10 protein-coding genes are annotated in these 14,163 nt (G+C 68.0%); 6 read left to right on the forward strand and 4 right to left on the reverse strand.

The genetic code is table 11. The features are described from left to right. Positions 1 to 141: 141 nt before the first annotated feature. Positions 142 to 420, reverse strand: a complete 279-nt coding sequence (locus ABIE41_RS04110) for a hypothetical protein (protein WP_192643533.1) — start codon at positions 418 to 420, stop codon at positions 142 to 144. A 131-nt stretch (positions 421 to 551) separates the two neighbouring features. Further along, complete coding sequence (locus tag ABIE41_RS04115; RefSeq protein WP_192643534.1) at positions 552 to 2,360, reverse strand: ABC transporter ATP-binding protein/permease; 1,809 nt, start codon at positions 2,358 to 2,360, stop codon at positions 552 to 554. Between the two features lie 222 nt (positions 2,361 to 2,582). On the opposite strand from ABIE41_RS04115, the gene ABIE41_RS04120 reads away from it, so the two are divergent. From ABIE41_RS04120 to ABIE41_RS04135, 4 genes are all read left to right on the forward strand, one after another. Next, positions 2,583 to 3,341, forward strand: coding sequence for a Crp/Fnr family transcriptional regulator (locus ABIE41_RS04120; RefSeq protein WP_192643535.1), 759 nt, complete (start codon positions 2,583 to 2,585; stop codon positions 3,339 to 3,341). Between the two features lie 143 nt (positions 3,342 to 3,484). After that, the gene (locus ABIE41_RS04125) at positions 3,485 to 4,279 is read left to right on the forward strand and encodes a class I SAM-dependent methyltransferase (RefSeq protein ID WP_354191759.1); all 795 of its coding nucleotides are present in this window, start codon (positions 3,485 to 3,487) and stop codon (positions 4,277 to 4,279) included. Between the two features lie 144 nt (positions 4,280 to 4,423). Further along, on the forward strand, positions 4,424 to 5,629 hold the full coding sequence (locus tag ABIE41_RS04130) for a diguanylate cyclase domain-containing protein (RefSeq protein ID WP_192643536.1): 1,206 nt from the start codon (positions 4,424 to 4,426) through the stop codon (positions 5,627 to 5,629). 69 nt (positions 5,630 to 5,698) lie between these two features. Next, complete coding sequence (locus ABIE41_RS04135) at positions 5,699 to 6,631, forward strand: glutaminase (RefSeq protein ID WP_354191760.1); 933 nt, start codon at positions 5,699 to 5,701, stop codon at positions 6,629 to 6,631. A 62-nt stretch (positions 6,632 to 6,693) separates the two neighbouring features. Here the strand turns inward: ABIE41_RS04135 and ABIE41_RS04140 are convergent, their stop codons facing one another. Next, entirely contained in the window at positions 6,694 to 7,137 is a 444-nt protein-coding gene (locus tag ABIE41_RS04140; RefSeq protein ID WP_354191761.1) for a hypothetical protein, read from the reverse strand. A gap of 241 nt (positions 7,138 to 7,378) precedes the next feature. Here ABIE41_RS04140 and ABIE41_RS04145 point away from each other — a divergent pair, with 241 nt between their 5' ends. Together ABIE41_RS04145 and ABIE41_RS04150 are read left to right on the forward strand one after the other, a co-directional pair. Next, positions 7,379 to 9,121 (forward strand): methyl-accepting chemotaxis protein, encoded by a 1,743-nt coding sequence (locus ABIE41_RS04145; RefSeq protein ID WP_354191762.1) that lies wholly within the window; start codon positions 7,379 to 7,381, stop codon positions 9,119 to 9,121. Between the two features lie 118 nt (positions 9,122 to 9,239). Then, positions 9,240 to 11,594, forward strand: coding sequence for a methyl-accepting chemotaxis protein (locus tag ABIE41_RS04150; protein ID WP_192643539.1), 2,355 nt, complete (start codon positions 9,240 to 9,242; stop codon positions 11,592 to 11,594). Positions 11,595 to 11,627: 33 nt separating this feature from the next. Here ABIE41_RS04150 and gyrB read toward each other — a convergent pair whose 3' ends face one another. After that, on the reverse strand, positions 11,628 to 14,066 hold the full coding sequence (gene gyrB, locus ABIE41_RS04155; protein WP_192643540.1) for a DNA topoisomerase (ATP-hydrolyzing) subunit B: 2,439 nt from the start codon (positions 14,064 to 14,066) through the stop codon (positions 11,628 to 11,630). Between the last annotated feature and the right edge of the window lie 97 nt (positions 14,067 to 14,163).

The following is a 14,163-nucleotide window of genomic DNA, read 5'->3' on the forward strand; positions in this document are numbered from 1 at the left end:
CGGTCCGGTTCGACGAGCGGTGCTCATCCCAAAAAACAAGCCGCCCGGAGGCGGCTCTGAAGTGGGGCACGAGGGATGTGCCGGTGACCCAACGCAACGGTAAGGGGAAGGTTCCGTCACGTCGGGAAAAACGAAATCAACTCAACGCAACACGACATTCTGGGCCCGCGGCGCCTGCGCCTGCTGCGTCCCGCCGATGGCGCGCTTGGTCACGCCCACGGAACGATGCGAAGGATCGACGGCGGCGAAGCGCGTGTCGGTGGGAACCTGACGCTCGATCTTGGCCTGGGCGACGGCCGCGGAGCTGGTAGGATTGGTTTCCTGGAAGTTCGACCCCATGGTCAGGGCAACGACACCTGCGGCCATGAAGCCGAAGAAAAGTCCGGCGCGCCGAATGGGGGCAAAGCTGTTGTTCAACATCTGTCTCTCCCGACGCCCGCACCGACAACAACTGTCGGCTTCCGGGAAGTTAACGGATGGATGTCGAACCGGTTCCATTGCCACGCCCGCTGGGTCAACCGCGCCGATCACATCGGCGCGATGAACCGGCCTCAACCGACCTCGTCATTGGCGGCGTTGCGGGCCCTGAACAGGCGCCACAAGGACTTGCCGAGACGGCGCGAGGTCAGATGCGCACCGGCGAGGCGCTTCTCCAGCGTGATCTTGCGGTCGTGGAAGTCCTCGAGGCCCGGCCGGTGGCCGACGCTGATCAGCGTGGCATGGGCGAGCTCCGCCTCGAACAAGCCGAGCAGGGCGTTCTGGCTATCCTCGTCGAGCGCCGACGTCGCCTCGTCCATGATGATGATGTCGGGCTTGCGGATGACGAGCCGGGCGAAGGCGATGCGCTGGCGTTCGCCGCCCGACAGGATGCGGTCCCATTTGTCCGCGTCGTCGAGGCGCCGCGCGAGATAGCCCAGCCCGCAGCGTCGCAGCGCCGCGACCAGCACCTCGTCCGAAACCGGCTTGTCGGCCTCGGGATAGAGCAGAACGGTGCGCAGATCGCCCATCGGCAGATAGGGCTTCTGCGGGACGAAGGCGATCGACTTTCCGCGCGGTACCGCGATCGACCCCGAGCCCCACGGCCAAAGACCGGCGAGCGCACGGATCAGCGTGCTCTTGCCCGTGCCGCTCTCGCCGACGATCAGCACCTTCTCGCCCAGCCCGATCACGACCGAGGCGTCGGTGATGACGGCCCGGCCATTGCTGTGGGCGATGGAGAGCCTGTCGAGATGGATGGCGCCGTCATCGCTCTCCTCGAGCGCGATCTGCGTGTCGCCTTCCATGATCGTGCCGATGTCGAGGCCCTCCAGGGCCTCCTGCAACTCGTCGACGCGGGTAACGGACGCGAACCATTCCGCCAGGCGGACAAAGTTGTCGACGAACCAGATCAGCGCCGCCTGGACCGCGCTGAAGGCGGCCACGACCTGCATCACCGCGCCCAGCGTCACGTCGCCTGCGAGATATTTCGGCGCGATCAGGAGCAGCGGCACGATCGGAAACAGGGCGCCGTTGGTGTTGAGCACCAGGGCAATGACCCCCTGCTGGCGGATGACACGCAGCCAGGCGGCGACGACGCGGCCATAGGTCTCCCCGACCGAGTCGCGCTCGTCGGAATCGCCGCGGATCAGCGCGATGCTCTCGGCATTCTCGCGCAGCCGCGTCATTTCGGCCCGGAACTGCGCCTCGGTCTCGTTCTTGGCAGCGATACGGCCGACCAGCGGCCGGCCGGTGACATAGGCGGCGAGCGAGGCGACGATGGCGTAGCCGATCGCCGCCAGCGCCATATAGCTCGGGATCTCGAACGCGACCCCGCCCAGCGTGAAGCGGGCGGAACCGGCGACATGCCAGAGGATGGCGGCGAAGGTCGCGGCCGTGACGAAGGCGCTGATCAGGCCGATCGCGAACTCGACCAGCGGCTCGATCGACAGCCGGACATCCTCCGCGATGCGGTATTCCGGCGCCGCCTGCTCGCGTGCGACGAATTGCAGCCGGTAATAGCGCTGATCGGCGATCCACCATCCGGCGAGACGCTGTGTCAGGTATTCGCGCCAGCGCATCTGCAGCAGCATCCGGCTGATCACCAGTGCCGACAGGGTCAGGGCCGAGACGCCGACCAGAAGGGGCAGCCAGGCCGCGATCTGCCAGGCCGCCGTCGCGTCCCGCTTCTCCAGCGCGTCGAAGAACAAGCGGTTCCAGGTGTTGACGCCGACGGCGGTGGCGAGCTGCGCCGCAACGAAAACGAGCACGGCGAAGGTCAGGGTCCAGGCGCGCAGCTTGGTCTCTCCGCGCCAGAAAGGCAGCGCGAGAGCAAAGAAGCGGCGCATGCGCGACCGTTGGGCGGCGCGCGGCAGATCGGTCATGGGAGGCGTCTCTCGGAATCGGGGCAGCGCGCGGCTGCCCTCCTGTAGCGGCACGTGCTGCAATGTCACCCGTGCAACGGTGAAGGCCTTCCGTAACGTCCGGGCACCCCCGGCGGTTCCCTCTGGTGACAATGATGGCGCGTCGGTTCCCGTCGCGCGGCGGGCTTGCTATTGAGGGGAGGAGAGCCGCGCGCGATCGGCTCCGGGAGACCCGACACGCCGATGACGGACAGCGCCTATCCTAACGGTCGAAACGGCGTGCCCTGCCTGTCCTGTCCGCTGCGGCTGAAGCCGGCCTTCAAGGACAAGACCGACGAGGAAATCCGCTTCATCCAGTCGATGAAGATCGAGCATCGCCATCTGCCGGCGGGCGCCGACATCATCCACCCGGGACAGCAGGATGCGGAGCTCTACACGCTGTTTTCGGGCTGGGCCTTCCGCTACCAGCTCCTGCCCGACGGCCGGCGCCAGATCCTCAACTTCCTGCTGCCGGGCGATCTCGTCGGCCTGCAGGCCTCGCTCCTGACCGCGGCGCAGCACGGCATCGAGGCGCTGACGGAGGTCGAGCTCTGCGTCTTCCCGCGCAAGCGGGTGTGGGACCTGTTCGTCCAGATGCCGGCGATGGCCTATGAAGTCGCCTGGCTCGGGTCCCGCGAGGAGAGCCTGATCGACCAGAACCTGACCTCGGTCGGGCAGCGCAATGCGGGCGAGCGCATCGCCGCGCTGGTGATCTCGCTCTACCGCCGGGCGGAGGCGCTCGGTCTCGTGACGGATGGCAGCTTCCGCTTCCCGCTCTCGCAGCAGCAGCTCGCGGACGCGCTCGGGTTGTCGCTGGTCCACACCAGCAAGACCTGGTCGCGGCTGCGCAAGGCCGGCCTCTTCGCCACCGGCGAGGGGCGGCTGACCCTGCTGAACCCGCGCCTGACCTCGCGCATGGCGCTGCTTTACGAACGGGAGATGGCGCCGCGCCCGCTGATCTGAAACAAAGCGGGCAGTCTGCGCGTCTATTCGCAGGCCGGGCCGAGGAAAGACCTTGGCTCGGCAGGACACTTGACCCCATATGACGCGCAGGTAACGTTTCCGTCCCCCCAAGGTCGGACCTCCGGTCCGACGTCAGAGGCCTCATGTCGCTCACCTCCTCACGCCGCCCTGTCCAGGGAGCTTCGCTGGCCGCCCGTCTCGGGCGCTCCCGCGTGGCTGCGCGGCTCGAGGACGAGATGCGCGTCACTGCGGCGGATCTTGTCGACAGCGTCGCCCAGGCGAGGCTCAAGGTCGCCACCGTGCGCTACAAGGTCGAGGACGAGGTCCGCAGCAAGACCGAGAAGCTGCGCTCGCGCGTCAGCGAGGCGCGCACAAAGCTCGAGGACGAAGCCCGATTCATCAAGTCCTGGATCGACAATCCCGCCCGCACCGGCTCGGTGACGCCGTCCAGCCCCGCGCTCGCTCGGCGCATGGCCTCCTTCGTCGATCCCTCGCAACCCGGACCGGTGATCGAGATCGGCCCGGGCACTGGCCCCGTGACCGAGGCGCTGATCGAACGCGGGATCAGCGAAGAGCGGCTCATTCTCGTCGAATACAGCCCCGAGTTCTGCACGCTGCTGCGCCGGCGCTTCCCGCGCGCCACCGTGATCGAGGGCGACGCCTATGCGCTGTCCAAGACGCTCGAGGGCCATCTGCCGGAGAAGGCGATCGCCGTGGTCTCGAGCCTGCCGCTGTTCAACCAGACGCCGGCCAAGCGCAGCGCCCTGGCGAAGGACGCCTTCACGCTGCTCGTCGACGGGGCGCCGCTGATCCAGTTCACCTATTCGGTGGTGTCGCCCGTGCCGCGCAAGGGCTCGGGCCTGAAGGCCAGCGTCTCGGACTGGGTGCTGCGCAACATCCCGCCGGCCCGCGTCTGGGTCTATCGCCAGCCGGGCTGAGACGCGCCTCCTCCGGCGGAGCTGGCGGTGCGAGAGCGAAAAAAGCTCTCGTTTTTCAAGAAACACACCGGTTGGTAACGCCTTTGCGTTATGACGCGCGGCATGAGCTGTCGGCCAGCCAGGCCGCCGCGGAAGGGCCTGCGCATGGATGGGGAGACACCGCGATACAGCCTGCCGCGGTGGCGCCTGACGCGGTGGCTCGCCGATACCGGCCCCGATATCCCGCTCGAAATCCGGTTCGCGCTGATCGCCAGCCTGTTCGGGACCCTGCCGATCTTTATCGCGGGGGTCTTCAACACCGTCACGGTGTCTCTGCTCGTTGCCCTGCGGATGCCGAGCTGGCCCTTCATCCTGTGGTGCGCCTTCGACATCCTGTGCTGCACGGCCCGGCTCGTCGTGCTCCTGATCGCGCGCCGCCGCGCCGCCCGGCAGCAGCCGACGCCGACCGATCTCTACATCCTGCTCGGCGTCGCCTGGGCCGCCGGCATCGGCTATGGCGCCTTCATCAGCCTGCTGAGCGGTGACTGGGTCGCCGCGACCCTGGTCTGCCTGACCGCCACAGCCATGGTCGGCGGCATCTGCTTCCGCAATTTCGGCGCGCCGCGAATGGTCGGGCTGATGATCGTGCTGACGCTGGGACCCTGCACCTTCGCCACGCCCTTCCTGGACGAGCCGATCCTGCTGATCGGCCTGCTGCAGCTGCCCGTCTACATCTACAGCATGTCGCGGGCCGCCTTCGGCCTCAATGCGATGCTGGTCTCGACCATGCAGGCCGAGCGCGAGCACGCCTTCCAGGCGAAGCACGACGTGCTCACCGGCCTGCCGAACCGCACCGGGCTGAAGCAGGCCCTCCAGGCCAGCTTGCTGCGCTATGACGGATCGCGGCCGCTGGCGCTGATCTATGTCGATCTCGACGGCTTCAAGACGGTCAACGACACCCATGGCCACAACAGCGGCGACCGCGTGCTTCGGCTGGTGTCGGACCGGCTGCGACGGCTGGTGCGGCCGGGCGATTTCGTCGCCCGGATCGGCGGCGACGAGTTCATCGTGGTTTCCGAGCAGATCGGCGGCGGTCCGCGGAAGCGCTTCGGCGACAGGCTGGTGCGGGAGATCTCGCAGCCCTACCAGCTCGACGGTGCGGTCACCGCCACGATCGGCGCCTCGGTCGGTATCGCCCGCGCCCCGGAGCATGGGCTCGACCTCGAAAGCCTGATGGCGGCGGCCGACGCCGCGCTCTACCAGGCCAAGTCCGAGGGCAAGGCGCGCTGCATCATGGCCGGGACCCGGCCGCGGGCCTCGGGTTTCGCCCCCGCCCCGGTCGCGATGGCGGAGCTGCGCAACGCCTCCTAGCGCGCGTCGGGCGCTTGACCCCTCGCCATGGCTCGGGCCTTCTGCGGCGCAGGCGGGAGGACGGGCAGCGTGAAGGATCTGGCGCGGCTCGTCCGCGAGATCGCCGACGAGATGACCGCGATCCCCGACCGGGGCGCGGTCGCCACCTATATCGCGCCGCTGGCGGCGGTCGATCCGGCCCGTTTCGGCCTCTGCGTGGTCACGGCCGAAGGCGAGGTTCATTGGGCGGGCGATGCGCTGGAGCCCTTCTCGATCCAGAGCATCTCCAAGGTCTTCGCCCTGACCCAGGCGCTCGGCAAGGTCGGCGAGGCGCTCTGGCAGCGGGTCGGGCGCGAGCCGTCGGGCACGCCGTTCAACTCCATCGTCCAGCTCGAGCGCGAGCAGGGCATCCCGCGCAACCCGTTCATCAATGCGGGCGCGCTGGTGGTGGCGGACGTCAATCTCGGCGGCCATGCGCCGCGGGTGGCGATCGGCGAGCTGCTGCGCTTCGTGCGCCATCTCGCAGACGACGACGGCATCGCCATCGACGAGCCCGTGGCGCGGGCCGAGCAGGCGACCGGCTTCCGCAACATCGCGCTGGCGAACTACATGAAGGCCTTCGGCAATATCCGCCATGCGCCTGAACTGACGCTGGGTGTCTATTTCCACCAATGCGCCATCGCGATGAACTGCCTGCAGCTCGCCATGGCCGGCCGCTACCTGATGCATGGCGGCGTTCTTCGACCCGGCGGCGCACGCATCGTCTCGTCGCGCCGGGCACGCCGCATCAATGCGCTGATGCTGACCTGCGGCCATTACGACGCCTCCGGCGATTTCGCCTTCCGGGTTGGGCTGCCCGGCAAATCGGGGGTGGGCGGCGGGATCCTCGCCATCGCCCCCGGCCGGGCCTCGATCGCCGTCTGGTCGCCGGGCCTCAACGCGAACGGCAATTCGCAGATCGGCACGCTGGCGCTCGAACGCCTCGCCGAGGCGACCGGCTGGTCGGTCTTCGGCGCCGCGTAAACAGAAGGCGGGCAAGTGCGGGTAAGGTTACCCAGATGTCGCGCAAGAACAGAGAATCTTAATCATTCCACAGCAAGCTCCGGGTCAGGATTCCAAGCGATATCGAAGGCAGAAGCCTTTGCGATGTCGCAACGACCAGGACGGTGCCCGTGCAGCTCTTCCCAGCCTCGATCAAGAATTACCTCGTCGCCACCATGGCTTGCCTGTGCATTCCGGGTGTCGGCGCATTGGCCTATATGGCGACCCAGTCCTTCGGCGACGTGCGCGAAAACATGCGGCTGGCGAATCTGGTCGAGGCCGACAAGGCGCTGCTGATCGCAGGCAACAGCATCCGCGCCAATCGCGGCCAGGCGCAGACCGCCATCCAGGCTGCCGACGACCCGACCCCGATCATCGCCAAGGTCGAGCAGGCGAACCGCAAGGATCTCGACGAGGCCATCGCCCGGCTGAGCGCAACCTCGCTCGCCGACCGTGCCGCCCTGGCGGAAGCGGTGGCCACCCAGCAAAAGGCGACCGACGCGAAATTCGCCGATCTGCGCGCCGAGGCCGCCAAGCCGAAGGCCCAGCGCAGCCTGCAGGCCACTTTGCCCTGGTATAACGGCGTCGGCGACATCGAGACGGCACTCGTGAAGGCGGCCGACGCAACCTCGCTCGCCGTCCGCCTCTCCGACCCGATCATGGCCGATCTCCAGAACGTCAAGGCGACCGTGCTGGCGGGCCCGTTCGAGCTACGGCATCCAGTGCTCCGTGCTGCGGCCGCATATGGCGTCGGGCAAGGCGCTGGAACCAGCGCAGATCCGCCGCCTCGGCGAATTGCGCGGCGTGGCCGATTCCAGCATGGAGCAGCTGCGCCAGATGACGCAGCGCAGCGGCGTCGGTGCCGAACTCGCCCGCAAGGTCGGCGTGATGGGCTCCGAGATGGACGCCGCCAACAAGTCGATGGACGCTCTCGCCGGCAAGCTCGGCCAGGGCACCGCGCCGGTGATCTCGGCCGAGGACTGGACGAAGCTGTGCAACGGCCCGTTCACCGCCATGCTCTCGGCCATCACGCAATCGCTCGACGACATGTCGAGCGCCACCCAGGACAAGCTCAACGAAGCCTGGACGCATCTTGCCGTGATCGGCGCGCTGCTGGCCGCCCTGCTGGTCGTCTGCGTGGTGAGCTGGCGCGGCGTGCAGCGCCGCATCGCCAAGCCGGTGGTCGCGCTGAAATCCGCTCTCGATGTCATGCAGGCCGGCGATTTCTCCCAGCCGATCCCCGCAGCCGCCTCTCCCGACGAGATCGGCGCGCTCAGCGGCGCGCTGGAAGCCTATCGCGAGAACGCGCTCTCGCTCGAGGCGAGCCGGCGCGACCGCGAACTGGCGATGCTGGCCGACAGCCAGCAGGCCGCCAATGTCCAGAGGCTGCTCGGCGAGGTCGCCGGCATCGTCTCCGCCGCGCAGAACGGCGACTTCTCGGGCCGCGCTAGCGTCGGCGAGGTCGGTGGCCCGCTCGGCGACCTGGTCTCCGGCATCAACGAGATCAATGCGGTGGTGAACGGCGCGACGACGGAATTCGCGGAGGCACTGCAGTCGGTCGCGAATGGCGACCTGACGCACCGCGTCGACACCGGCTATCGCGGCCGCTTTGCCGACCTCAAGAATGCGATCAACGACACGGTCGACCGCCTCTCGTCCACGGTGAAGACCATCCAGGTTACCTCTTCCGATGTCGGCCTCGCCGCCCGCGAGATCAACATGGGTGCGGACGATCTCTCGAAGCGCACCGAGGATCAGGCCTCCTCGCTGGAGGAGACCGCGGCCACGACCGAGCAGCTCGCGGCCTCGGTCAAGGCGACCGCCCACGCCTCGCGCCAGGCGGCTTCGATTGCCACCGAAGCCATGGAAGCCGCGCAGAACGGTGGCGCCATCGCCGGCCAGGCGGTCGACGCCATGGCCCGGATCGAGAGCGCCTCGACCAAGATCTCGGACATCATCCGCGTCATCGACGACATCGCTTTTCAGACCAACCTGCTCGCGCTCAACGCGGCGGTCGAAGCGGCGCGCGCCGGCGATGCCGGCAAGGGCTTCGCGGTGGTCGCCTCCGAGGTTCGCACGCTGGCCCAGCGCTCCAGCTCGGCGGCCAAGGACATCTCCGCGCTGATTTCCTCGTCCAACAACGAGGTCGGCGAGGGCGTGAAGCTGGTGCGTCAGGCCGGCGAAGCTCTGGAGCAGATCCTCGGAGCATCGAGGAAGGTGGCCTCGACGATCGCGGAAATCTCGGCGGCGTCCGGCGAACAGGCCAGCGGGATCGACGAGATGAGCCAGGCCGTCGCCCATCTCGACGAGATGACGCAGCAGAACGCGGCGCTCTCGGAGCAGAGCGCGGCCTCGGCCGCAGCGCTCTCCGGCCGCATCGGCCAGCTCAACGACCTCGTCGCCGCCTTCAAGACCGGCCCGGATACCGGCATGGGGCGTTCCGCCTCGGCTCCGACGCGACGGGCGGCCTGAATCGATTGCGCGGGCGTAGCGGCAAGGCCGCCACTTCCACGTAAGCTTTCCTCAACCCTCAATCATTACCTTAGGTTAACTGCGCTCATCGCGCGTTGACAGACTCCGGGGGGAGTTCATGACGAGTTTTGCTGGCAAGGCATCCATCCGGACGATCCTGTTCGGTCTGGTCTGCGCCATGGCGCTGGTGAGCAGCGGCCTGGCGCTGCAGGGCATCTGGTCCGCCGTCACCCGCTATGGCGTCGCCCAGCAGGTGGTGCAGCTCGCGGGGCTCAACAAGAACCTGTTCGATGCGCTCGGCGCCTTCCGGCTCGAGCGCGCGGCGATGCAGACCGCGGTGCTGATCCCCAGCGACAAGAACCAGACCTCGGTCGACACCTATCTGCACCGGCGCAAGCTCATCGACGACGCGATGGTGCAGGCGCAGGCCGCGTTCGCCTCAACGGCGCGGCCCGGGCTGGCGGCCGCCCGCAGCGAGCTGACGTCCGTCTATGACGAGAACAAGACCCTGCGCGAGACCGTCGACAGGGAGGTCAAGCTCCCGGTCGCCAACCGCGACAAGCAGCTGCCCGACCGTATCCTGGTCGTCGGCGAGAAGCTGCTGCAGAAGCTCGACCGCGCCTCGCTCGCCGTCGACAGCGAGTTGCGGACACTCAATCCCAGCCTGACTGAACTGGTCATCGCTCGGGCCCTGGCCTGGGCCACCCGCACCTATGCCGGCACCGCCGGCGTCATGATCAGCAGCATCGCGGCGCAGCAGCGCCCCTTCGACGCGCAGGAGACGCGCACCATCCTCAACGCCAACGCCAGCGCGGTTGCGAGCTGGCAGGCCCTGCGAGACCTGACCGACACCGCGCAGACGGACCCCGCCATCCGCGCCGCTGTCGCCAAGGGCCATGCGGGCTATTTCGCCGGTCCGATCAAGGACAAGCGCGAGGCGATCACGACCCTGACGACGACCGGCGGCAAGCCCGACATGTCGGCCGACGATTGGCGTGGCCTGATCGTTCCGGCGCTGGAGGGTCTCGCAGCCGTCGCCAATGTCGCGCTCGACCGCGCCATCGTCGGCGCCAACGAGGCCGCCAGCGACGCCTTCTTCGCGATCGCCCGCTATGCCGGCATCCTGCTCTTCTCGCTGATGATCGCGGTCGCTGGCTATTTCGTCGTGCGCTCCCGCGTCACCAACCCGCTCGCCCAGATGACGACCTCGATGACGCGGCTGGCCGAGGGCGACCTCGCCACCGCGCTGCCGCGGATCGAAAGGCAGGACGAGATCGGCGCCATGGCCGCAGCCCTTTCGGTGTTCCGCGACAATCTGGTGAAGATGCGCGCCCTGGAAGACCAGGACCGCGCCGCCGCTGCCACGCGCCTGGCTCGTGCCCAGTCGATGGAAGCGGTGGTCTCGGATGTCGGCGAGGTGGTCGCCGCGGCGGCTGCCGGCGATTTCTCGGCCCGGCTGCAGATCGACCAGGCCGACGAGCAGATGCAGAAGCTCGTCGCCGGCATCAACGAGATCAATGCTGTGGTCGACTCGGCCACGCGTGAGTTCGCCCAGACGCTCTCGGCGGTCGCCGCCGGCGATCTGACGGTGCGGGTCGATGCCGCCTATCGCGGGCGCTTCGCCGACCTCAAGGGTGCGATCAACGACACGGTCGACCGCCTGTCCTCGACGCTGCGGACCATCCAGGTCACGTCGGCGGATGTCGGGCTGGCCGCACGCGAGATCAACATGGGCGCGGATGATCTCTCGAAGCGCACGGAGGAACAGGCCTCCTCGCTCGAAGAGACGGCGGCCACGACCGAACAGCTCGCCGCCTCGGTCAAGGCGACCGCGCAAGCCTCGCGCCAGGCCGCCTCGATCGCCACCGAGGCGATGGAAGCTGCCCAGAACGGCGGCGCCATTGCCGGCCAGGCCGTCGATGCGATGTCGCGGATCGAGACCGCCTCGACCAAGATCTCGGACATCATCCGGGTGATCGACGACATCGCCTTCCAGACCAATCTGCTGGCGCTGAACGCGGCGGTGGAAGCGGCGCGGGCAGGTGACGCCGGAAAGGGCTTCGCAGTCGTCGCCTCCGAGGTGCGGACGCTGGCCCAGCGTTCGAGCGCCGCGGCCAAGGACATCTCCGCCCTGATCTCCTCCTCGAACAACGAGGTGGGCGAAGGCGTGAAGCTCGTGCGCCAGGCCGGGGAAGCGCTGGAGCGGATTCTCGGCGCCTCTCAGAAGGTCGCCGCCACGATTGCCGAGATCTCTTCCGCGTCGGGCGAGCAGGCGAGCGGCGTGGACGAGATGAGCAAGGCTGTGGCGCATCTCGACGAGATGACCCAGCAGAACGCGGCGCTCTCCGAGCAGAGCGCGGCCTCGGCAGGGTCGCTCGCCAGCAAGATCGCGCAGCTCAACGATCTCGTCGCGGCGTTCCGGACGGGTCCGTCCGAGCAGGGCCAGCGGGCCGAGCGCCGCTGGGCCGCCTGAAGCCCGTAATCGGGCCTGACGCCGGAAACGGCGTCAGGTGTCGACGGTGGCGTTCAGCGCGTTGCTCTGGATGAATTCGCGGCGCGGCTCGACCACGTCGCCCATCAGCTTGACGAAGAGATCGTCCGCCTCGTCGTTCTGGTCGTTCTTGACCCTGAGCAGCGAGCGGACCTCGCGATCCAGCGTGGTCTCCCAGAGCTGCTCGGGGTTCATCTCGCCCAGCCCCTTGTAGCGCTGCAGCGAGACGCCCTTCTTGCCGATGGCGGTGACGGCCTCGAACAGATCGGTCGGGCCATTGACGGCCTGGTCGTCGCCCTTGCGGCTGAGGACGCCCGGCCGGGAATAGGCCTCCTGCAGCGAGGCGGAGGCCGCGTCGAGCTTGCGGGCCTCGGCGCTGGCGAGCAGCCCGGCATCGACCGCTGCCACCTGCTTGACGCCGCGCACCATGCGGGAGAACTGGAAGCCGCCCTCGGCGACCTTGCCCTCCCAGCCGCGCTCGAGATCGTCCGAGATCGCGTCGAGACGGGCGGCGACCTTGGCCGCCGCGGCCTGGGCCTGCGCCTCGTTCTCCTCGGACACCGGATGCAGCGCGCCGGCGATCGCCATCTGCTCGACGACGCGCCGGTCATAGCGCGAATGCAGCTGGCCCAGCGTGAAGCGGATGCCGCGCGCCTCCTCGATCAGCCCGCGCAGATCGGCGCCGCCCCGCTCGACCACGCCGGCCCCCTCGCCGCCGCTGGTCTTGAAGACCGCGCCGTCCAGCGCGCTCTCGACGAGGTAGTCCTCCAGCGCGCGCTCGTCCTTGAGATAGACATGGCTCTTGCCGCGGGCCGCCTTGTAGAGCGGCGGCTGGGCGATGAAGAGGTGGCCGCGCTCGATCACCTCCGGCATCTGCCGGTAGAAGAAGGTCAGCAGCAGGGTGCGGATGTGGGAGCCGTCCACGTCCGCGTCGGTCATGATGATGATCTTGTGGTAGCGCAGCTTCTCGATGTTGAACTCCTCACGGCCGATGCCGGCGCCGAGCGCCGTGATCAGCGTGCCGACCTGGTCGGAGGAGAGCATCTTGTCGAAGCGCGCCCGCTCGACATTAAGGATTTTGCCGCGCAGGGGCAGCACGGCCTGATATTCACGGGCGCGGCCCTGCTTGGCGGAGCCCCCGGCCGAGTCACCCTCGACGATGAAGAGTTCGGACTTGGCCGGGTCGCGCTCCTGGCAGTCCGCCAGCTTGCCCGGCAGCGAGGCGATGTCGAGTGCGCCCTTGCGGCGGGTGAGATCGCGGGCCTTGCGGGCGGCCTCGCGCGCGGCCGCAGCCTCGGCGACCTTGCCGACGATGGTCTTGGCCTCGTTGGGGTGCTCCTCGAGCCAGGTCGAGAGCGCCTGGTTGACGACGTTCTCGACGACCGGGCGAACCTCAGAGGAGACCAGCTTGTCCTTGGTCTGGGAGGAGAATTTCGGGTCCGGCACCTTGACCGAAACGATCGCAGTCAGGCCCTCGCGGCAGTCGTCGCCGGTGAGCGAGACCTTCTCCTTCTTGGCGATGCCCGAGGTTTCGGCATAGCCGGTGACCTGGCGCGTCAGCGCCGCGCGGAAGCCGGCGAGATGGGTGCCGCCGTCGCGCTGCGGGATGTTGTTGGTGAAGCAGAGCACGTTCTCGTGGTAGCTGTCGTTCCACCAGAGCGCGACGTCGACGGTGATGCCGTCCTTCTCGCTGGAGAGCATGATCGGCTGCGAGATCACCGGCGTCTTGGCGCGGTCGAGATAGCGCACGAAGGCCTCGACGCCGCCCTCATACATCAGCTCCTCGCGCACGACCTCGGCGCGGCGGGCGTCGGTCAGGACGATGCGGACACCGGAGTTGAGGAAGGCGAGTTCGCGCAGGCGATGTTCGAGCGTCTTGTAGTCGAACTCGATCATCGTGAAGGTTTCTTGGGACGGGGTGAAGGTCACCTCCGTGCCGCGCTTGTCTCCGGCGGGGCCGACGACGGCCAGCGGCGCGACTGCGTCGCCATGGCGGAATTCCATGAAATGCTCGTTGCCGCCGCGCCAGATGCGCAGCTTCAGCGAGACGGAGAGCGCGTTCACGACGGAGACGCCGACGCCGTGCAGGCCGCCCGAGACCTTGTAGGAATTCTGGTCGAACTTACCGCCGGCATGGAGCTGGGTCATGATGACCTCGGCCGCCGAGATGCCTTCCTCGGTGTGAATATTGGTGGGGATACCGCGGCCATTGTCGGTCACGGTGACCGATCCTTCGGCGTTGAGCGTCACCGTAACGAGATCGGCATGGCCGGCGAGCGCCTCGTCGATGGCGTTGTCGACGACCTCATAGACCATGTGGTGCAGGCCCGAGCCGTCATCGGTGTCGCCGATATACATGCCGGGGCGCTTGCGCACCGCGTCCAAGCCTTTGAGAACCTTGATGGAATCGGCGCCATATGCGGCGTCTTCAAGGTCGCGGGCAGCGTCGCTCATCTCGTCGTCCTTCAGCGGGCGCAGGGCGTCCGCGGTGATCTTGATTCGTTAAGGCAACTATAGCCGCCGACTGCGGCTTTTTCACGCGTGTGCGCGC

The organism is Bosea sp. OAE506 (assembly GCF_040546595.1).
Classification (GTDB): Bacteria; Pseudomonadota; Alphaproteobacteria; order Rhizobiales; family Beijerinckiaceae; genus Allobosea.

Bases quoted from the DNA above. Each gene is read 5' to 3' on its own strand.
- ABIE41_RS04125 (WP_354191759.1), top strand. From the start codon at position 3,485: ATGTCGCTCACCTCCTCACGCCGCCCTGTCCAGGGAGCTTCGCTGGCC.
- ABIE41_RS04150 (WP_192643539.1), top strand. From the start codon at position 9,240: ATGACGAGTTTTGCTGGCAAGGCATCCATCCGGACGATCCTGTTCGGT.
- ABIE41_RS04110 (WP_192643533.1), bottom strand. From the start codon at position 420: ATGTTGAACAACAGCTTTGCCCCCATTCGGCGCGCCGGACTTTTCTTC.
- gyrB (WP_192643540.1), bottom strand. From the start codon at position 14,066: ATGAGCGACGCTGCCCGCGACCTTGAAGACGCCGCATATGGCGCCGAT.
- ABIE41_RS04130 (WP_192643536.1), top strand. From the start codon at position 4,424: ATGGATGGGGAGACACCGCGATACAGCCTGCCGCGGTGGCGCCTGACG.
- ABIE41_RS04120 (WP_192643535.1), top strand. From the start codon at position 2,583: ATGACGGACAGCGCCTATCCTAACGGTCGAAACGGCGTGCCCTGCCTG.
- ABIE41_RS04115 (WP_192643534.1), bottom strand. From the start codon at position 2,360: ATGACCGATCTGCCGCGCGCCGCCCAACGGTCGCGCATGCGCCGCTTC.